The following is a 19,835-nucleotide window of genomic DNA, read 5'->3' as shown; positions in this document are numbered from 1 at the left end:
GACGCCCGCCGGTCCCGTATGGGACGTGCGGGACGAGCACTCCGGCCGAGGCGCAGATCAGAGCCCCCCGAGGCCGCCATGCTGCAGATCGCTGTCGCCGACGAGCCCGAACGAGTCCTCGTCGACGCCGAAGAGCTGCAGGATCGACGTGTAGAGATCGCCGGTGGTGCGATCGGGACGAGCGAGGTGTCGCCCCGTGTGCAGCGCACCACCGGCGCGGCCCGCGAGGACCACCGGGAGATCGTCCGTCGAGTGCGCGCCGCCGTTGCCGAACTCCGAGATCCACAGCACCACGCTGTTGTCGAGCAGCGTGCTCCCGTCGGGCTCGACCACCGACTTCATGCGCTCGAGCAGATACGCGACCTGCGTCGCGTAGAACGTGAATCCCGCGATCAGATTGGCATTCTCGTTCGGCGCACCGCCGGTGTCGCCGTGCACCTGAGCGTGCCAGTCCGCGATCGCATCGCCCGGCAGCGCGCGCGCACCCGCCTCGACCAGCTCGCTCGGCATCGGCGCACGCAGGAACTCGAACGCCGGTCCGCCGTAGTCGGTGTCGTGGATCGACGCGACGCGCGTGACGTTGCACGTGAGCGCGGTGACCATCACGTCGATCTGCGCGCGCCAGAGCAGGTCCGATCGCCCCGCGCTCGGATAGCCCGGAGGCAGCGAGAGCGTCGGATCTTCGCAGGTGATCGCCGGGGCACCGAGCGACGCCTCGAGCTCCGCGAGGCGCTCGGCGTGGGCCTCGAGCCGCGCGCGATCCGCCGCGCTCACCCGACGCGCGAGCGCCGAGTACGAGCCACCGAGCGCATCGAGCACACGCCCGCGCTGCCCGCGCAGTCGATCGCGCAGCGTCGTGGGCGCGCCGCTCGAGCCCGCGAGGAATTCGTCGAACACCCGCACCGGATCGCCGATCAACCGCGCCTCGGCGCGCGCGCCGTTCGGCGCCGAGCTGTTCTCCGGCGTGACCCGGTAGTACATGCGGTTCTCGCCGACGTTCGTCCCGTTCACCGCGAGGTTGAGCGGGAGCGGCGAGCCGATGCGATCCGCGAGATGGTGATCGATCGAGGGCCCGACGCAGAGCGTCGGCTGACCGACCTCGCTGCGTGATCCCTCGGGCAAGAGCCTGCCGTCGCTGGTCGCCGACGTCGTGGCCAGGTGCGCGTTGAGCAGCGTGTGCCCCGCCGCGTTGTGGCCGTTCGAGACGTGATAACGCGGCATCAGGTTGTCGATGCCCGAAACCACGACGAGATCGTCGCGATGCGCGGCGAGCGGCATCAGCAGCTCGGAGAGCTCGAGCGCCTCGCCCGCGCGCACCGGCGGCGTCCAGCGCGGGAGCAGTGTGCCCTGCCCCGTCGTGATCACGACGAAGCGCGTCGGCATCGTCCCCGCGCGCGCGGTGCGCGGCATCAGCGACTCGAGCATCGGCAGCGCGAGCGCGACGCCCGCCCCGCGCAGCACCTGACGTCGGGAGAAGCGATTCACGGCGAGACCTCCTGCGCGCGGCGCTCGACGAACGAGGGATGGGTCGCGAGCGACTCGAAGAGCACCGACATCGCGCGGCCGGAGCCGACGAACGCGTCACCGAGATCGCCGACGCTGCACGTGAGATCGGAGCGCACCTCGCGGCCGAGCGCGTACTCGGTCCACTGCTGCGCGAAGCAGCGCGACGCGTCGTCGCTCGCGACCAGCAGCGCGAAGAGCTCGCTCGCGCCGTCGAAGGTGCCGGTCGCGTCGCCGCCCGCCGCGATCTCCCCGAGATCGTCGATCGCGCGCTCGCCGAGCTCGGTGCGGAACCGGCCCAGCCCGTCGTACGCCTCGAGCCCGAAGCCCACGGGATCGAGCAGCACGTGACAGCCGGTGCAGCGCGAGCTCGCGATGCGCGCCTCGTAGCGCTCGCGCGCGGTCGCGGTCGCGGGGAGCGCGGGCTCGCTCTCCTGCGCGTCGACGGGCGGCGGAGGCATGTCGGTGCAGAGCAGGCGCGTGCGGATCAGCTTGCCGCGGAGGATCGGCGACGACTGCTCGCCGTGCGACGCGGCGGCGAGCACCAGCGGATGCGTGAGCACGCCGACGCGCGTGCCCGGCATCGTCACGCGGCGGAAGTCGCCGGGTCCGCTGCTCTCGCGCGGAAGTCCGTAGAAGCCCTCGAGCACCGCGTCGACGTAGGCGACGTCGGAGGTGAGCAGCGCCGCGAAGCCGTCGTCGGCGTCCCACGCGTCGTCGATCAATCGGCGCAGCTCCTCGTCGAGCGCGGCGCGCACCTCGGCGGAGTGGCTCGTCGGAAGCGTCGCGATGCCGAGCCACTCGCGCACGAAGCGATGGAACGTCGCGCGGGCGCGCGGGTCGCCGGTGACGCGCGCGCCTTGCTCGCGCATGCCCTCGGGCGTGAGGAGCGCACCGGACTCCGCAGCCTCGCGCAGCGCGTCGTCGGGCGGCGCACCGAGATAGGTGTACGCGAGGCGCTGCGCGCGCTCGTGCCCATCGAGCGACCACGTCTCGACGTCGGCGCGCGACTCGACGACGTAGAGGAAGCGCGGCTCCTGCAAGAGCGCGATCAGCGCGACCGCGAGCGCTTCGCGCGCCGCAAGTCCCTCTCCGTTGGCCGCGACTGCGAGCGCGATCAGGCGATCGATCTCCTCGGCCTCGGGCGGGCGTCGATACACGGTCGCGGCCCAGGGCGTGATCGTCGCGCGCGCGCACTCGGCGATCGCAGCACCGGCGCAGTCGGGCAACGTCGGCTCGACCGCGATCGCGATCTCTTCCGCGGCCTCGAGCAGGGCGCGCGCCTCGGTCTCGCCCACTCGATGCCCGCTCGCGAACGTCGAGTACGCGTTGCCGCTCGAGGGCGCGGGCAGGAGGTCGATCACGTCGGGCGCGGCATCGCCGAAGAGCGCGCGCAGCGTCTCCTGGTACTCGTGCGGCGTGAGGCGCCGCATCGGCACCTCGGCCTCGCGCGGCGCGTCCTCGCACGCGGAAGGTGAGGTGGGCCCACCTGGATCGCGCATCTGCCCGCGTGGACCCGCGGCTCCGTCGGCGAGGCTCCCGATGCAGCCGCTCAGCAGCGCGAGCGCTGGAATCGAGAGCGCTGGATTCGGCCGGAAGAGCGTCATGTCGCGTCGGTACCGCGACCGTGGCGAAACGGCTCACGGCGCGATCACGGCGCGCAGGTTCAGCGAGGGCGACCGGTGAGATAGAGCGCGTTGCCCTCGACGCCCGATGCCCACTCGTAGCCCTCGCCCCCCGGCACCCCGCGCGCGATCGCGAGCAGCTCGTCGGGCGTGTAGGCGCGCAGCGCCGACACCGTTCCGTCCCACGCGACCAGCAGCGGGATCAGCGGCACGAGGTACGTGAGCGCGAGACGCGACGCGCGCACCGGACGCACCAGCGGCACGAGGAAGAGCGAGCCCACGAAGAGCATCAGCATGTTGAGGCTCATCGCGATCGGCGCGAGCACGACCGGCAGCTTGCGCATCGCGGGCGACGCCGCGACGTCGAAGAACGCGAGGGGCTCACCGCTGCGCACGATCGCGGCGAGCAGCGCAGCGATCGCATCGGGCGGGAAGTGATGGAGCGCGCCCCACATCGTGCGGACGCCGGTGAGCTCGGCCGGCAACTGCAGCGCGTCCACCGGGCTCTCGCGATAGGTGAGCGCCGCATCGCCGCGCGACGCGACACGCGCGCGCCCCGCTTCGTTCGGATAACGATCGGTCAGCACCATCTCGATGCCCGCGTCGCGCAGCGTCCCGTGCGCGTAGAGCGCGCCGCCGCCACCGCCCGAGCACACGTCGATCACCCGCGCACGTTTCGTGTCGGCGAGCAGCGCGCGCAGTCGCGGCACGACGCCGCGATAGAACCCGACACGCTCGAACCCGAGGTCCAGCAGGTCGGTGCCTCCATCGCGGATCGCGGCAGGGACCCAGGGCAGGTCCTCGAGCTCGACGAGGTGCATGCGTCGCATCGCGCAGAGGCTGTGGTCAGACGCCGGTGCACATCAAGCGTGGGCGCGAGCACGACGGGCCTAGGTCCTGCACGATGAGCGACGCCGACGACGTGCACGACGAGGTCGACGAGGACGATCTCTCGGAGGTCGGGGTGCGCGAGTCGGTGGTCGGACAGGACGAGCGGATCGTCGATCTGCTGATCGACTGGAAGCACCGCGTCGAGGATCGGAAGCGCGCGCACCTCCTCGCTGCGACGCGACTCTCCGCGCGTCACTACCAGCTCGGCGTGCCCGCGGTGGTGCTCTCGGCGATCGTCGGCTCGACCGTGTTCGCGTCGCTCGACACGTCGATCGAGCTCGGAGCGAAGGTCGCCGTCGGCATCACCAGCGTGCTCGCGGCGGTGCTCGCCGCGCTGCAGACGGTGCTCCGCTACGCCGAGCGCGCCGAGAAACACCGCATCGCGGCGGCGCAGTACAACACGATCCATCGCCACATCGAGCTCTCGCTGGCCACGCGAGAGCTCGATGCGCTGGTGGAGGAGGCCGCCGACATCCGAGCGCGCATCGACGAGCTCGAGACGGGCGCTCCGGATCTCACGGCGCGCGCCTGGCGAGAGGCGCGTCAGCCGGCGCGGAGCTTCATCGGCTCGCGCGCCGTCCCGAGCCGATGATCACTCCAGGCAGTCGGCCATGTCGCGCGCCGAGTTGTTCGCCTCGCGACACTCGCCGATCATGCGCGCGTCGTCGGCGGTCGCCTCGAACACTCCATCCGCGGGCACCGGCGCGGTGCAGCTCACGGTCGTGCACACGCCGGGCGGCACCGGCTCGGTGGTGCGCAGATCGCAGAGCCGCGTGCGCGCGCCGTCCTCGGCGATCTGATCGAAGACGACCGGGATGCCGGTGTCGAGGAACACCTGACCGCGGTTGCACAGCGTCGCGCGCATGTCGGTGCTTCCGTCGGTCACGCTGCAGAGCGCGGTGATCGACTGGATCGTGAGATCGGGGCCCGCGGTGCGCGCGCCCTCGCCCTGCACGTTCTGGCGGAAGTTGTTGAGCGAGTCGTCGGCCCAATTCGCGCGCATCTCGCTGGTGCGCGGGATCGTCCCGTCCTCCTCGACGTTCGTCACGTGGTAGCCGTGCTGGTTCCAGATCGTGCGCGACGACGACCAGCGATCGCTGCCGTCGCGATAGACGCGGATGCCGGCGACGCAGTCGCGATGGAGGGCGCGGCACACGTTGCCGTCGCCGGGCGTGCCCGCGAGCGGCGCGACGCAGCCGTACGTCGTGCCGCAGTGCGCGTCGGTGGTGCAGCGGCAGAGCCCTTCGTCGCACGCGCCGGACACGCAGTCCGCGTCGGACTCGCAGCCGACGCCGGCGAAGAGCGGATCGATCGCCGGACAGTACCCGGGGTTGCACGCCTCGCTCGCGCCCATGATCACCTCCGCGGATCCATCCGCGTCGGAGTCGACGACGATCGGGTTCTCGGTCCACGTCCACGAGAAGCGCGCCTGCGAGAACACGACGTCACCGGTCGTTCCGTCGTACACGCGCACGAAGCACTCGTCGCCGTAGACCACCTCGGCGCGCCCGTCGTTGTTGAAGTCGAACACCGACGATCCGGTGCGCTGGCTCGTGCTGTCCTGCGAGGGCTGGCTCCACAGGCGTCCGTCGTCCTCGGCGAGATCGAACACTTCGTAGCTGTCGCCGAACGCGACGCCGATCTCGCGCACGCCGTCGCCGTCGAAGTCCGCGATCGTCGGCGGTCCGCCGTTGCCCTCCGAGGTCCGGTCGTACTCGACGATCAAGCCGCCCGCGAGGGTGCGCACCGAGACCTCGCCGTACATCGCGGTGACGACCTCGGGGCGTCCCGGCGCATCGCCGCGCACGGTGGGGAAGTCGCCGAGATCCGCGATCGCGGTGAAGCCCGCGCGGACCGTCGTCGAGAAGCCGCTCTCGATCGCGAAGGTGTGAGTCGCGGGATCGAATTCCCACGTCGCGTTGCCCGCGACCGCCTCGACGCGACCATCGTCGTCGAAGTCGCCGACCGGGACCGGCGTGCCGTTGCCGATGTGCACCCAGCCCGGCAGCGTCGTGACGCGCACGCCGTTCGAGTCCCACACCGCGCCTTCGAAGAGCACCTCGGGGCGCGCGTCGTCGTCGAGATCGTAGAGCGAGACCGCGCCCCACTGGCACTGATCGCTCCCCCAGAGATCGGGCGCGCCGTCCTCGAGCGTGGTGCGCCACGCGATGGTGATCGCGCCATCGGCTGCGACGCGGTACGCGACCAGCCCGCCCTCGGTCGCGGCCGCGACGATCTCGGGGCGACCGTCGAGATCGAGATCGCCGATCGCCGGGGTGACCGGCGAGTTGAGCACGACCTCGGTCGAGACCGACTGCGAGCGACACGTCGATCCGTCGAGGATGCGCAGCACGCCCGACGCGGTGCATCCGCGCGGCGTGCCGTCGGTGTACGCGTAGTCCGCGACGTACACGATGCTCGGGCGCGACGGCGTGCCGATCCCGAGGTTCGCGACGAGCGGCGTGCCCAGCGCGCGGATCGCGTCGGGGCGCGGATCGCCGGCGGGCGCGCTCTCGAACGCGCACTGGATCTGCGGGCGCACCGGGCCCGAGCTCTCGGGGCGGGTGCAGGTATCGTCGTACTCACCGGGCTCGAACGCGACGCAGCGACCCTCGACGCAGCGCGCGTCCCCGGAGCACGAGCCCTCGTCGCAGGGTGGACCGCTCGCGTCGGCGCCCGGCGTGCGCGCATCGACGTCCGCCGTGGATCCATCGAGCCCATCGCTCGTGCCGCCGTCGTCGCGCGCGACGCACTCGCCCTCGATGCAGGCGCCGCCGCCGCAGTCGGCCGCGGTCTCGCAGTCGCGTGCGGCGCCGCCGCTCGAGCACTCGCAGCCCGCGAGCACGAGCGCGACGAATCCGGAGACGAAGAGAGCAGGGAACGAGCGACGAACGAGCATCCAGACCTCGTGCGGAAGAGACGACGCCGCGCGTGACGCGCGAGCGCACGTGGGTGCCGCGCCTGCATGGGCGCGTGGGTCGCACCTCTCGGTGCGCGCGCGATCAGCGCGACGGGCGCGATCGCGACGATTCGCCGGATTGGACGCGGCGAGACGATTCCGTCATGCCTCTCGCGCGGCCGAGGCCGCGGAGGAGACGAGACGACCCATGACGATCCAGATCGGCGACCGCATCCCCGACGCGACCCTCATGCACATGACCGCCGACGGGCCCAAGCCGCTCGCCACACGCGACGTGTTCGCGGGCAAGAACGTCGTGCTCTTCGGAGTGCCCGGCGCGTTCACGCCGACCTGCTCGGCGCACCACCTGCCCGGCTATCTCGATCGCCACGGCGAGCTCGTCGCGAAGGGCGTCGACACCGTCGCCTGCATCGCGGTCAACGACGCGTTCGTGATGAGCGCGTGGGGCAAGGCCCAAGAGGTCGACGGCAAGGTGCTGATGCTCGCCGACGGGAACGCGGAGCTGACGAAGAAGCTCGGCCTCGAGCTCGACGCGTCGGACGCCGGCATGGGCACGCGCACCCGGCGCTTCGCGCTCTACGCGGAGGACGGCGTGGTGAAGGCGCTCGAGGTCGAGCCCGGTCGCGGCCTCACGGTGTCGAGCGCCGAGTCGATGTGCTCGAAGATCGGATGAGGTGAGATCGATGTTCGCCGACGTCGTGCTGGCGCGCCGCATCGAAGCGGCGGAAGCGGGTCTGACCCGCGAGGTCGCGCAGGCGGTGCGCGCCAAGGGCGAGCGCGAGGTGCTGATGCGCCCGCTCGGTGGGCTCGGCGTCGGCGTATGGATCGGAGGATCGCCGTTCGACAAGGTGATCGGCTGGGGCTTCGGCGACCCGGAGGCCGAGAACGCGGGGCTGCGCGCGTTCGAGGACGCGGTGCGATCGCGCGAGGGCGCGGTGCAGCTCGAGCTCTCGACGCTCGCCGATCTCTCGCGCGCCGACGCGCTGATCGCGCGCGGGTACACGCTGGTCGGGGTGGAGAACGTGCTCGGGATGCGGCTCGATCGCGACGCGCTCTCCGCTCCTGCCATCGAGGTGCGACGCGCGCGCGACGACGAGGGCGACGCGTGGATCGACGCCGTCGTGACCGGCTTCGAGCACCCCGACAGCGGGCCGGCCGCGGCGCACGAGACGTTCGCGCGCGACGCGCTGGTCCAGGTCTTCCACGACATCGCGAGCGCGACCGGGTACCGGCGCTACCTCGCGACACACGAGGGCGCGATCGCCGGCGGCGCGAGCCTGCGCGTGCATCGCGACGAGCACGGCGCGATCGCCCAGCTCGCAGGCGCGGCGACGCTGCCCGCCCATCGCCGCCGCGGTGTGCAGAGCGCGCTGCTCCGCGCGCGACTGCTCGACGCGGTGGAAGCAGGCTGCGCTCTCGCGGTGGTCACGACCCAGCCCGGCTCGCGCTCCCAGCACAACGCGCAGAAGGCGGGCTTCGCTCTGCTCTACACGCGCCTGGTGCTGGTGCGCAGCTGAGTCATCGCGAAGACCACTCGCGTCGAACCCGACGCGAGCGGTCGGGAGAGAAAAAACGGGGCTGATTGCAGCGCTCTCGAGCGTCAGCGCGAGAGCGCGTCGCAATCAGTACTGGATGCTGGCGGCGATCTCGCCGAGGGGGATGAAGCGCTTGATGCCGCGCGACGGGAGGTCCGCGTCGACGCGGCGCAGGCGCTCGATGAACTCGTTGTGCACGGCGCGCAGCGCGTCGGTGCCGAAGTCGTACTCGGTGTCGATCAGCTTCGTGACCGTGGTCGGTGCGAAGAACATGCGATGCGCGAGGTGCGACTTGAACAGGTCGATGCGCCGCGAGAGCTTGCCGCGATCGACCGTGCCTCCGTCGCGCGCGACCGGGGGCGGCACACGCAGGCGGAAGCACTTCCACTCGACCGGGATGTCGGTCGCGAAGTCGTGGTGATCGGTCGAGTGCACGACCGTCACGTCCCAGAGCATCACCGCGAGCGCGAACGCGAGCTTCTCGCGCGTCCGCTGCCGCTCGGCAGCGTCGACGTGGCGGTGGTGGAGCTCGGGGAACGACTCGATCCACACCCGGATCCAGCGCGCCCACTCCTCGCAGTACGACATCTCGTCGTCGTCCATCGCCGCGACGACCTGCTGCGTGAGCCAGTGGAACGGGCCGAAATAGGACTCGAGAAAACGACCGTAGTCCGTGGGAGGCAGTCCGAGCGTGGCAGTCGATTCCGCATATCGATAGCCGGGATATGCGGCATTGTCTCGAATGCCCTTGTACCCGGCGATGAAGAACGACATCAGACCATCACTCGCACGCGCAGTGAACGGATCGTAGATGGTGTGCCGGAATTCACTGATCACCGACGCGGGCGACTGCAGCACTGAATTGTCCAGCACGAGCGAGAACCGCAGGTGCGGGTGGAGCAGCTGGAAGAGCAGGTGATCGGTGGGGATCGAGCCCTTCGTGATCGCGTTGATCGTGTCGTAGGGGAAGTGGACGTTGGGGTGCTCGGTGAAGAGCGTCCCGTAGCTGCAGCCCTGCAGCACGAAGTACTTCGCGAGCTCCCACGACGGGCCGTCGCCGGGGCGCAGCACGAGCTCGGTCTCGCCGATCGCGACCGCCTCGACGGCGAACGTCGGGCTCGTCGGGCCCTCGCGCCGCAGCAGCGTGATCGTCGGCGCGACGTACATGCCCTCGTAGGGATCGACGCTCGCGATGGGCGAGAAGTCGATCTTGTAGCGCAACACGCCGTCGCTCGGATCGACCCCGAATGTCGTGAGATCCGCGGGATCGAGCGGCGACAGGAAGCGCGAGTAGAGCCCGCGCGTGAGCGCGCTCGCCAGCGCGTCGTCGGGGATCTCCGGCAGCTCCCGGAAGCCGAGCGCCTTCACCAGCGCGGCGGGCCCACACACGAAGAGGTCGCGCATGTAGCGCAGCCCGATGTGGACCTGGAAATCGAGGACCTCCTGCCACGGGAGGTGCAGCACCTCGGGCGCGGTCCCGAGGGGCTCGGTGGGCGAGGGCTGCGGCCAAGGGCCCTTGCGCGAATACAGGAACTTCTTCTTGGGGACATTTCCGATACGCCCAGCGTTCTGGAGGAACATTCCGCCCTGATAGTGCACCCATTCGAGGGTCTATGAGAACGGTGGATTTTCAGTACGGAGATGACGGCTGTTTTGCCGAGGACCTCAATCGACCGCTCGATTCGCGTGCTCCGGGTGTACTCTCGCCGCAAAGATGCTGAGACAAGCCCGCGGCAAAGCCAGTCTCGTCCTCCACATGCGCAGTTACGCCGTGCAGAGCTATGGCGAGCGGGCGTGGAACGGGGTGCTCGAGCGCGCCAGTCGCGAGGACCGAGAGGTGCTGTCCGGGGTGCTGCTCGCCGGGGGATGGGTCCCGATCGGCATCGTGAACCGCGCAGTCACCGCGCTGCTCGGCGAGCACCGCGCGCGCGACGAGGAGATGCGGAAGCTCTCCGCGTTCATCGCCGACAACGATCTCGGCACCGTCTACAAGATGGCGCTGCGCTTCGGGTCGCCCGAATTCCTGCTCGGTCGCACCGGCTCGCTCTGGAGCCGCTACTTCGACAGCGGGACGCTCACGCCGAAGGAGATCGGGCCGCGCCACTGGCGCCTCACGCTCGACTCGCCGGTGGGCGACGACCTCGCGCCGAACCAGCTCTTCTGTGGGCCCGGGTGCCCGGCGTGGATCGAGATGGGCCTCAAGCTGGCGGGCGCGACCAACGCGTCGGTGCGGCACACCGAGTGTCGCTACGCGAACGGCGCGACCTGCAATTACGTCGTGACCTGGTGATCGCGGCCGGCGCGTGACGGCGTGTCGGGGACATCCTCGACGAACACGCGCGCAGTGCGGCACGAGGCCTCACCCCGGAGGGTGCTCGATCGAACGACCCTCGAGCGCGGATCTTCTTCGCCAGTCGCGAGAGGACGCGCGTTATGCTGCCGCGCGGGAGGGTTGGAATGACGACAACGCTGCTCGAGCTGCTCGAGCGCGCATCGCTCGACGCGCTCGCGGAGCGATTCGGCTCCGCCGAGGACACGAACCTACCGGCGCTGTTCCCACACGAGACGCTGGCGCTGTTGCGCGCCATCGCGAACGAGGCGCCCCTCGACACGCTCGACGCGACCGACGAAGAGCGGCCGGTCGTGGTGCTCGTGCACGGCATCCTCGGCGGACACCTCGCGGAGCGCAGCGATCCGAGCGCGCGCATCTGGCTCCACCCAGGGCGCACCGTGAACGGCAGCGTCGCGCGGCGGCTCGCGATCCCCGAGGCGTCGTGGGCGCGGCCCCACGAAGAGTCCGACGTGGTGCCCGAGCGCGCGCCGCTCTACCTCGCGTACGGTCCCGCGATCACGGCGTGGCAGCTCTGCGGCATGCACGTCGAGACGATCACGTACGACTGGCGGCGCGACGTGCGCGACGAGGCGCGACGCTTCGGCGAGCAGGTGCGCGCGCTGCGCGCCAAGCACGGGCGCCCGATGATCCTCGTCGCGCACTCGATGGGCGGGCTCGTCGCGAGCGTCTGGTCGCAGCGGGGCGACGCCGATCTCGACGCGTTCTCGCGCGTGGCGTTCGTCGCGGTGCCGCTCGGCGGCAGCTTCGACGCGGTCGCGGCGCACCTCGGTGAGCCGTGGCTGATGCACGCGCTCGGGGCGGCGTCGATCGACGAGACGTTCGAGGACGTGCGCGCGATGGCGTCGTCGTGGCCCGGGCTGATGCAGCTCTTCCCGCATCGCGCGGTGTTCGACGCGCGCCTCGTCGACGACGAGACGTGCTGGGAGCCCGGCCGCGCGCCGCGCGCGATGCTGCGCACGATGCGCGATGCGCTGCACGAGACGCTCTTCGCGAGCCCGCTCGTGCAGCGCGCCGTGCGCTTCTACTCGAGCTGGTACCCGACGAAGATCGGCGTGGAGCGCGGCGCGAACGGACGGCTGCGGGTCGCGGGCTACGGCGCGGGCGACTTCGTGGTGCCGCTCGAGTCGCTGCGCGCCGGCGGCGATGCGCCGACGCTGCGGACGACGGTGTGGCACCCGCAGACCGTGATCGATCCGGTGGTGATCGCGAAGGTGCTCTCGTGGGGCTACGAGAGCGCGGCGGCGCTGGTCGGGGCCGCGGTCGACGAGCAGGCGAGCGCGACGCCCGAGGAGGTCACGCCCGATCACGACGCGCGCTTCGCGTCGATGCGCCCGCCGCAGATCGACGCGCCGGCGACCCCGGCCGACGAGGCGATCCTGACGCGCTGATCACGCGCGCCGGATCACGATCGCCGAGACATCGTCGCCCAGCGCGCCCGAGGGCAGGCGCGCGGTGTCGACGAGCGACCAGCCGAGCGCATCACCGCCCTCGCGCACACAGCTCGCGAGCACGGCCTCGGACGCCCCGAGGCCGTCGCTCGCGACGAGCAGCGACGGGCCCTCACCGAAGAACGGCACTGCCACCACGCGCCCCGAGCCGACGAGCGGCTTCCGACGTTGCCCGGCCGTGAGCTCGTCGATCCGATCCGAGCTCACGATCCAGGCGCGCGAGTCGCCGGCGCTCGCACCGCGACCGACGAGCGACGTCGCGCCGAGCTCGACCTCGATCACGACCGCGGTCGCCTCGCCCGAGGCCTGCGACGCGAGCTCCGCGTCGACCCGCGCGATCGCGGCGACGGGGTCGCTCGTCGCGTCACGATCGAACGCGAGGCGCACGACCCGCGATGCCGCGCTCGCACCGTGCGCCGTGCCGCCGGCACCGTCGGAGAGCGCGAGACGCACGTGATCGCGCGCGATCGCGAGCTCGACTCGATCTTCGTCGCGGGCGGTGGGCGCCTCGATCACGTCGATCACCCACGCACCCACCCGTGCACGGCGCCACCGCACCGGATCGAAATTCCAGCGCGCGGGGAGCGCCGCGCCGCACTCGAGACACTCGAGCTCGCCGTCCTTGATCACCTGGCGCGCTCCACACGCCTCGCAGCGGCGCATCTCGAACGCGTGCGCGAGCGCGTCGGGGCGCGCGATGCCCGCACGATCGAGGCTCTCCGCGAGCGCGCTCCAGCATCCGGGCTCGGGGCAGTAGCCGGTCGAGAGATTCGTCGCCGACACGACGCGCCCACCGCTCACCTCGAGCTCACCCGCGGCGAGCACCGGCCGACCACCCGCGCACGCGACGTGCTCGCTCGCGCGATCGGCGATGCGCAGCACGCCGTCGAGATCGACCACGTAGGTCGTCGTCACCACGCCGCGGCGATCGAGGGCCCGCGCGACGCGCTCGAGATCGTGCGCGCTCGAGATCGCAGCGCCCGCCGGCTCGGTGCGGGCGTGCGACGCGATCTCGGGCGGGCCGACGTAGCGATGAACGCGTTGCATCACCGCGCCGCGCTCGGTCACGGCGCCGGCACCGCGGTGCAGAGCCCCTCGCGGCACCGCGCGACCGTGGGCACGGTGGGGACGTTCCCCGCGCACGTCGCGACCGAGCTCATCCGGCGGTAGCGCGCCTGCGCGGTGTCCCTGACCGCCTCTCGCACCGAGACCGGCTCGCCGCACACGCCGCTCACGAGCACGCACTCGCGGTCCTCGCTGCAGTCGTGCTCGACGTCGATCGGCGCGCTCCCGAAGCGCCACGCGACCTGGATCGACGCCGCGGACCGAGCCTGCACCGGCGTCGCGAGCACACGCTCGCGCAGGCACGCGAGCACGGTCGTGTTGGCGAGCTCGTCGCGCACGACGCGCAGCTCGCGCACCCGTCCCTCGGCGACGTCGATCGCGAGCTCCATCACGCCCTCGGGGCTCGGCACCTGCGCGTAGCAGACCGACGCGTGCTGGCGTGCGCGCTCGACGAGCTCCTCCGCGCCCGCCATCTCGCCGGTGACCTCGAACGGTCGCTCGGTGCGCACGATCGATCGCGAGGTGGGCGCGGGGATCGGCGGGCCGTGCGGTGGCGGCGTGTCGACCACCGGAGGTGGGGGCAGAGGAGGAGGAGGAGGCTCGGGCGTGGGCGCGGCGTCGCGCGCGCCGCACGCGCTCCCGATCACGATCACGAACCCGAGCACGCCCGCGCGCCATCCCATACGCGCGAGCGTACCCTCAGTCGCTGTCGCAGAGCTCTCCGTCGTCGCGACACGGGCCCCACAGCCCGAGCACGCACGTCGAGTGACATCCGTGGCCGCACCCTCGGCGCAGATCCTCGTCGACGTCGCCGTCGCAGTCGTCGTCGCGCGCGTTGCAGGTCTCGTCGTGACGCTCGATGCGTCCCTGGCACTCGCCCCAGCTGCCGAGCAGGCACGTCTGCACGCCGGGCACGCACACGTCGTCGCCACCGGGGCAGGCGCGCGTGCGCGCGATGACGCACTCGCAGTCCTCGTCGACCCGGCCGTCGCAGTCCTCGTCGCGCCTGCCGTCGCAGACCTCGCCGCCGCGCGGGGTGCAGTCCGCGCACGCGTCGTCGCAGTCACCGGCGCGCGCGACGTAACCCGCGGGCACCTCGCAGCTCGAGCGGGTGCGCGCACCGTCGCCCCATCCGTCGCCGTCGACGTCCGCATAGCTCGTCACCGCACGGCACGAAGGGCCCGCATCGGTGCGCGGCACCGGCACCCCGCCGTCGTCGCGCATCGAGGGCGTCCCTGCGTCCGGCGTCTCACGCGGGACCGCCACGCAGCGACCTTCCGAGCACGTCTGCCCCGCTGCGCACGAGAGCACGCCGAGGCACGCCGCCTCGAAGTGCAGGGCGACGACGCGCGTGCGCCCCGCCTCGAACGCAGGCGCCGCGCCGATGCGTGCGAGCGGTCGCGCGCCCGCGTCGAGCGCCTCGAGCGAGATCTCCACCGGCCGCGACGCATCGCCGTACATCGGCACGATCACCGCGCGCAGCGGCCACGCGTCGTCGCCTGCTTCGCGCGTCTCGTCGAGCTCCGACGTGTCGCCCTCGGGCCCGCCGCTGACGCGCAGGCGCACCGATGTGCTGCGCGCGCGAACCTCTGGATCGGCGGTGACCACCACGAGCAGCGTCGTCGGGCTCGCACTGCAACCCGCCGCGCCGCTCGCGAGCGCGCCGAGCACCATCAGCATCACGGCTGGACCGGCGCCGCGTCGATCACGGGCTCGCTCCATCACACGCCGCGGCACCTCGCAGCGCCGCTTCGTCTCGCAGCGTCGCATCGTCCTCCGTCCTCGCCCCACGGTCGGGACCTCGGACGCTCTTCGAGCACGACGCGCGCCACCTGCCAGTTCCAGTAGAAGGACGGCATTTCCGTCGTGGTGGGTATTCTCGCTCCGGTACGACCGTCCTCGTGCTCGAGAGCGCAGGAGCCGTTCTCGGACGATGAAGGCTTCGCGCAGCGCACGTCGCCGCAGGGCGTGCAGCTCGGGACGATCTCGCGCGCTTCACGTCGTTCCGTGGCCGGTGATGCAGGCGCAGTGTCGCCGCGAGGATCTCGATCCGACGTCGCTCTCGAAGACCGACGTCGAGCGGCTCGTGCCGCACCTCGCGACCGTGGTCGCGCGCTTCACGAGCCCCGAGAAGGGCGAGCAGGTCGCCGACGCGCTGCGCGCGCCGCGAGCCGAGGGCGCGCCGGCGTTGAGCCAGCGCTCGCGATGACTAACTGCCTCCTCGGAGGCGTCATGCGCGCGCAGGCGTCGCTCACGCGCCCGCTCGTGGCGCCCGCGCTCGTGATCGATCTGCCGCGCATCGCAGGCGCGATCGGGATCGTGGCGGCGTTCGTCGGGACCGCGATGCTCGTCGCGTGGTGGGCCCGCGCCCCGCTGAGCACCGGCGCGCAGCCCGCGATGCTGCCCACGACCGCGCTCGTCGCGGTGCTCGCCGGCAGCTCGCTCGCGCTGCGCGCGACGTCGGCCCCGGACCACGGCACGCGCACGGCGATCTCGCGCGTGCTCGCGACCGTGGTGACCCTGATCGGCGCGCTCACGCTCGTGCAGTACGTGCTCGGGATCGACCTCGCGCTCGAGCGCATCGCGTGCCTCGGGCGCGCATCGGGCGCGCAGCTCGTGCCCGCACCGAACACCGCGACGGCAGTGACCGCGCTCGGGATCGCGCTGTTCGCGATCGAGCCGGCGAGGGCGCGGGGGGCGCGCATCGCGGAGGGCGCGGCCGCGGTGAGCGGGATCATCGCGCTCACCGCGTTCTACGGGCACGTGTACGGCGCGGCCGCGCTGCACACGGCGACGCGCTCGCTGCGCACGACCGGGATGAGCGTCGTGACCGCGATCGTGCTGCTCTCGCTCTCGATCGCGGTGGTGCTCGCGCAGCCTCGCCCGGCGGTCGCGCGCATGCTCGCGGAGAAGCGAACCGCGGGGCACATGGCGCGCCGGCTCTTCGCCGCGCTCTTCGCGGTGCCGGTGCTCGGGCTGCTGGTGACGGTGGGGCACACGCGAGGGCTCTACACGCAGCCCGAGTCCGCGGCGTTGTTCGCGGTGGCTGCGACGCTGCTCGGCGGCGCGTGGATCGTGTCGACCGCGCGCGCGCTCGACCGCGCCGACGAGGCGCGCGACGTCGCGGCGGCCGAGGCCGCGAAGTGGAAGCTCTTCTTCGAGCACGCCGACTGGGGCGCGGCGCTGGCGCGCCCGGACGGAACGCTCGAGCTCGTGAACGACGCGCTCGCGGCGCAGCGCGGAGGAAGCGTGGACGAGCTGCGCGGGCGGAGCATCGAGGCGCTCTACGCGCCCGATCATCGCGACGACGCGCGCTCGCTGCTCGCGATGAACGACGCGAACGGCCACGCGCGCGTCGTGTCCGAGCACGTGCGGAAGGACGGCTCGACGTTCCCGGTGCGCATCGCGACGACGGCCCTGCGCGATCGCGCGGGGCGCCTGCTCTTCCACGCGGTCCAGGTGGACGACGTCAGCGAGGAGCGCGCGGTCGAGGCGCAGCGCGCGCGCTTCGAGAGCATGGTCGAGTCGGCCGAGGACGCGGTCGTCGCGTTCACGCTCGACGGGCACCTGACCGAGTGGAACCCCGCGGCGGAGCGGCTCTACGGCTGGCGCGCGAGCGAGATGATCGGCGAGACGTATGCGCCGCTGGTCCCGCCCGAGCTCCACGACGAGACCGAGCGCCTCTTCGCGCGGCTGAGGCGCGGCCAGCGCGTCGCGCCCTACGAGACGGTGATCATGCACAAGGACGGCCGCCGCATCCCGATCTCGGTCACGGTGTGGCCGGTGCTCGGGCGCGACGGCCGGGTCCTGATGATCTCGGCGAGCGCGCGCGACATCAGCGAGCGCAAGGAGATGGAGAACGAGCTGCGCCGCGCATCCGAGACCGAGCGCAGCCTGCGCGACGAGCTCGAGCGCGTGACCCGCGCGAGCAGCGTGGTCGCGGACGAGCTCGCGGCACTGCCCGACACGAGCCGCGGATCGTTGCTGCACACGATCGCGCTGCAGGCGCAGCTGCTCACCTGCGCCGACGCGGTCGCAGTCGCGATCGGCAGCGATCCAGGGCAGCGCTTCGAGGACTGGGCGGTGATCGGCGCCGATCCCGAGCTCGAGCGCGAGCTCGGGCGCCCGCACGCGATCGGAACCCTCGGCGCGGTCGCGGCGAACGGCGAGGTCGTGCTGACCGGCGACGTCGCGACGCACGCGGCCTTCCACGGCTTTCCCGACGGACACCCGCAGCTGCACGCGCTCGCGGCGGTGCCGATCCTGCACCGCGGGCGACCGGTGGGCAGCCTCTTCGTCGCGAGCACGAACCCGGGCGTGACGTTCGGCGAGGCCGACGTGCGCGTGCTGCGCATGCTCGCAGCGCGGGTCGGCCCGGCGATCGAGACCGCACGCGCGTACGAGGTGGTCTCGTTGAAGAGCGCGTGGCTCTCGGCGGTGATCGAGCAGATGCCCGAGGGCGTGGTGCTCGCGGACGCGCACGGCGCGATCGTCTCGCAGAACGAAGCTGCGCGCCGGCTCGCGCGAGACGCCGCGCCGGGAACGAAGGCGTTCGACGCGCTCTACGAGCTGGTCGACGCGCGCGGCGCGCCGCTGCCCGAGGACGAGCGCCCGCTCTCTCGCGCGCTGGAGCACCACGAGAGCGCCGCGGGGATCGAGCTCGCGGTGCGCACCCCCGATGGGCGCGCGGTACCGATCCTCGCGAGCGCGACGCCGGTGCGGGTCGGTGAGCGCGTGGTCGGCGCGGTGCTGGTGTTCCGCGACATCTCGGTGGTGAAGGAGCTCGAGCGCATGCGCGACGAGTGGTCGTCGATCATCGCGCACGATCTGCGTCAGCCGCTCAGCGTGATCACGATGTCGACCGGCCTCTTGCGGCACGTGATCACGTTGCGCCCGAGCGAGCGCAAGACGCTCGATCGCATCCAGTCGTCGACGCGCACGCTGACGCGCATGGTCGAGGATCTCCTCGACGCGTCGCGCATCGAGGCGCGCCAGCTCTCGATCACGCGGCGCGAGATCGACCTCGGCGTGCTCGCCCGCGAGGTGGTCGAGCGCAACACGAACCTGCTCGCGGGGCACGAGCTGCAGCTCGTGGAGCACGGCGTGGCGACGGTGCGCGGCGACCCGCAGCGCCTCGAGCAGGTGCTCGTGAACCTGATCTCGAACGCGCACAAATACGGCGATCCCGGCACGGCGATCCGCATCGAGGTCGTCGCGCGCGCGGAGCCGGACGAGGTCGAGATCCTGGTCTCGAACCAGGGCCGCGGCATCACGCCGGAGGAGCTCCCGCGCGTGTTCGATCGCTTCAACCGATCGCGCGCCGCGCGCAGCAGCACCACCGAGGGCCTCGGCCTGGGCCTCTACATCTGCCGCGGCATCGTGGAAGCGCACGGAGGACGCATCCACGCCCAGAGCACCCCCGGCGAGACCACGACGTTCGGCGTCGTCCTCCCGCGCACCGCGTGAGCTCGATCGCTGTCGGGGCCTGCGGTGGCCGCACCAGCGCGCCGAATCCAAGAGGTCCCCGCCGAGCAGGGCGAGGGCGCTCGCAGATCGCCGAATCCAAGGGGCCGCCACCGAGCAAGAGCAAGCGGGGCTGGGGCCCCGCGCGCAGCGTTTGGGGTGGGGGGCCCCGATCCGGCTCCGCCGGTCGGGGGGAGGGGTCTTCCAAGACCCCTCCCGCCAACCTCAGCGACCGCGCTCGGTCGCGACGTTCACGACGAGCGTGCGGCCCTTCAGGTCGGTGCCGTCGAGGCCCGCGATCGCGCGCGGCGCGTCCTTGCGGTCCGCCATGGTCACGAACCCGAAGCCGCGCGGCTGACGGCTGTCACGGTCGCGCATCACGATGCAGTCGGCGATGCGGCCGAACTGACCGAACGCCTGGGCCAGGTCGTCCTCGGTCACCTCGTCGGAGAGACCGCCGACGAAGAGACGCGCCGGCACCGAGCTCGCCGAGCGATCCTCGCCGCCGCCGCCGCGCTCGAGCGAGCGCATGATGTCCTCGATCGACGGGGACGCCTCCTGCAGCTCGGCCGCGCTCTGGACCGGGATCTCGCCCGGGCCCATCTCGCGACGCTCCATGCGGCGGCGGTCCTTTTCCTTCTGCTTGCGCGCCTTTTCGTCCTCGCGCTGGCGCTTCCCCTGACCGTAGCCGCGATTCACGACTCGCCTCCGGGCACGTGGTTGATGGGGCGAACCGTGAGCGATGCGGTGTGGTTGGGGGTGTTCGACAAACCTGGGCCTTCCTTCCTGTGTCGGGATCCGTAGCGCGTCCGCGCGCCGCGAGCGAGCAGACGGCTCGGCATTCCATCATGGAGCCCGCGCGGACGAGGTCCAGCGGGCCCCGAGTTTGCGACGAAGCGCCGACGCGCGCATAGTCCCGGCTCGCACGTCTCCTCGGTCCTCGCCTCGCTCGGACGGATGTCACGTGCTGCGATCGCGGCTTCCAACAGGAAGCGTATGTCAGTTGCGATCGCGGCGTTCCCGCCGGGCTCG

16 protein-coding genes are annotated in these 19,835 nt (G+C 71.9%); 7 read left to right on the top strand and 9 right to left on the bottom strand.

What is annotated here, in order from left to right:
* Positions 1–57: 57 nt before the first annotated feature.
* Genes I5071_RS37730 through I5071_RS37720 form a run of 3 tightly spaced genes read right to left on the bottom strand, consistent with a single transcriptional unit; the run spans position 58 to position 3,958 of the window.
* Complete coding sequence (locus I5071_RS37730) at positions 58–1,485, bottom strand: DUF1552 domain-containing protein (RefSeq protein ID WP_236518221.1); 1,428 nt, start codon at positions 1,483–1,485, stop codon at positions 58–60.
* Complete coding sequence (locus tag I5071_RS37725) at positions 1,482–3,110, bottom strand: DUF1588 domain-containing protein (protein WP_236518220.1); 1,629 nt, start codon at positions 3,108–3,110, stop codon at positions 1,482–1,484. The genes I5071_RS37730 and I5071_RS37725 overlap by 4 nt, the downstream gene beginning before the upstream one ends.
* A 59-nt stretch (positions 3,111–3,169) precedes the next feature.
* Entirely contained in the window at positions 3,170–3,958 is a 789-nt protein-coding gene (locus tag I5071_RS37720; RefSeq protein ID WP_236518219.1) for a hypothetical protein, read from the bottom strand.
* 26 nt (positions 3,959–3,984) lie between these two features.
* On the opposite strand from I5071_RS37720, the gene I5071_RS37715 reads away from it, so the two are divergent.
* Positions 3,985–4,611 carry an SLATT domain-containing protein gene (locus tag I5071_RS37715; protein WP_236518218.1) on the top strand — a complete coding sequence of 209 codons (627 nt, stop codon included), beginning with the start codon at positions 3,985–3,987 and terminating at the stop codon, positions 4,609–4,611.
* Here the strand turns inward: I5071_RS37715 and I5071_RS37710 are convergent, their stop codons facing one another.
* Positions 4,612–6,918 carry an FG-GAP repeat domain-containing protein gene (locus tag I5071_RS37710; protein ID WP_236518217.1) on the bottom strand — a complete coding sequence of 769 codons (2,307 nt, stop codon included), beginning with the start codon at positions 6,916–6,918 and terminating at the stop codon, positions 4,612–4,614.
* Between the two features lie 208 nt (positions 6,919–7,126).
* On the opposite strand from I5071_RS37710, the gene I5071_RS37705 reads away from it, so the two are divergent.
* Both I5071_RS37705 and I5071_RS37700 read left to right on the top strand, forming a co-directional pair.
* Positions 7,127–7,612 (top strand): peroxiredoxin, encoded by a 486-nt coding sequence (locus I5071_RS37705; RefSeq protein ID WP_236518216.1) that lies wholly within the window; start codon positions 7,127–7,129, stop codon positions 7,610–7,612.
* Positions 7,613–7,622: 10 nt separating this feature from the next.
* Positions 7,623–8,456 carry a GNAT family N-acetyltransferase gene (locus tag I5071_RS37700; protein ID WP_236518215.1) on the top strand — a complete coding sequence of 278 codons (834 nt, stop codon included), beginning with the start codon at positions 7,623–7,625 and terminating at the stop codon, positions 8,454–8,456.
* Positions 8,457–8,561: 105 nt separating this feature from the next.
* Here I5071_RS37700 and I5071_RS37695 read toward each other — a convergent pair whose 3' ends face one another.
* Positions 8,562–10,055 (bottom strand): hypothetical protein, encoded by a 1,494-nt coding sequence (locus I5071_RS37695; RefSeq protein WP_236518214.1) that lies wholly within the window; start codon positions 10,053–10,055, stop codon positions 8,562–8,564.
* Positions 10,056–10,230: 175 nt separating this feature from the next.
* Here I5071_RS37695 and I5071_RS37690 point away from each other — a divergent pair, with 175 nt between their 5' ends.
* Positions 10,231–10,764 (top strand): hypothetical protein, encoded by a 534-nt coding sequence (locus tag I5071_RS37690; RefSeq protein ID WP_236518213.1) that lies wholly within the window; start codon positions 10,231–10,233, stop codon positions 10,762–10,764.
* 167 nt (positions 10,765–10,931) lie between these two features.
* Entirely contained in the window at positions 10,932–12,215 is a 1,284-nt protein-coding gene (locus I5071_RS37685; RefSeq protein ID WP_236518212.1) for an esterase/lipase family protein, read from the top strand.
* Here I5071_RS37685 and I5071_RS37680 read toward each other — a convergent pair whose 3' ends face one another.
* Genes I5071_RS37680 through I5071_RS37670 form a run of 3 tightly spaced genes read right to left on the bottom strand, consistent with a single transcriptional unit; the run spans position 12,216 to position 15,110 of the window.
* On the bottom strand, positions 12,216–13,322 hold the full coding sequence (locus I5071_RS37680) for a hypothetical protein (RefSeq protein ID WP_236518211.1): 1,107 nt from the start codon (positions 13,320–13,322) through the stop codon (positions 12,216–12,218).
* A 17-nt stretch (positions 13,323–13,339) separates the two neighbouring features.
* Complete coding sequence (locus tag I5071_RS37675) at positions 13,340–14,023, bottom strand: hypothetical protein (protein ID WP_236518210.1); 684 nt, start codon at positions 14,021–14,023, stop codon at positions 13,340–13,342.
* Between the two features lie 16 nt (positions 14,024–14,039).
* On the bottom strand, positions 14,040–15,110 hold the full coding sequence (locus I5071_RS37670) for a putative metal-binding motif-containing protein (RefSeq protein WP_236518209.1): 1,071 nt from the start codon (positions 15,108–15,110) through the stop codon (positions 14,040–14,042).
* A gap of 247 nt (positions 15,111–15,357) precedes the next feature.
* Between I5071_RS37670 and I5071_RS37665 the strand changes: the two genes are divergently transcribed.
* Together I5071_RS37665 and I5071_RS37660 are read left to right on the top strand one after the other, a co-directional pair.
* Positions 15,358–15,549: a hypothetical protein gene (locus I5071_RS37665; RefSeq protein WP_236518208.1), complete on the top strand. Its 192-nt coding sequence runs from the start codon at positions 15,358–15,360 to the stop codon at positions 15,547–15,549.
* Positions 15,550–15,572: 23 nt separating this feature from the next.
* Positions 15,573–18,806 carry a PAS domain S-box protein gene (locus I5071_RS37660; RefSeq protein WP_236518207.1) on the top strand — a complete coding sequence of 1,078 codons (3,234 nt, stop codon included), beginning with the start codon at positions 15,573–15,575 and terminating at the stop codon, positions 18,804–18,806.
* Positions 18,807–19,028: 222 nt separating this feature from the next.
* On the opposite strand, the gene I5071_RS37655 is transcribed toward I5071_RS37660, so the two are convergent.
* Positions 19,029–19,502: an RNA recognition motif domain-containing protein gene (locus tag I5071_RS37655; RefSeq protein WP_236518206.1), complete on the bottom strand. Its 474-nt coding sequence runs from the start codon at positions 19,500–19,502 to the stop codon at positions 19,029–19,031.
* Between the last annotated feature and the right edge of the window lie 333 nt (positions 19,503–19,835).

Origin of the sequence: Sandaracinus amylolyticus (genome assembly GCF_021631985.1) — a bacterium.
In the GTDB taxonomy this organism is placed as follows: Bacteria; Myxococcota_A; Polyangia; order Polyangiales; family Sandaracinaceae; genus Sandaracinus; species Sandaracinus amylolyticus_A.
The sequence above is the reverse complement of the archived record's forward strand: the minus strand, read 5'-3'. Positions and strand labels throughout refer to the sequence as shown.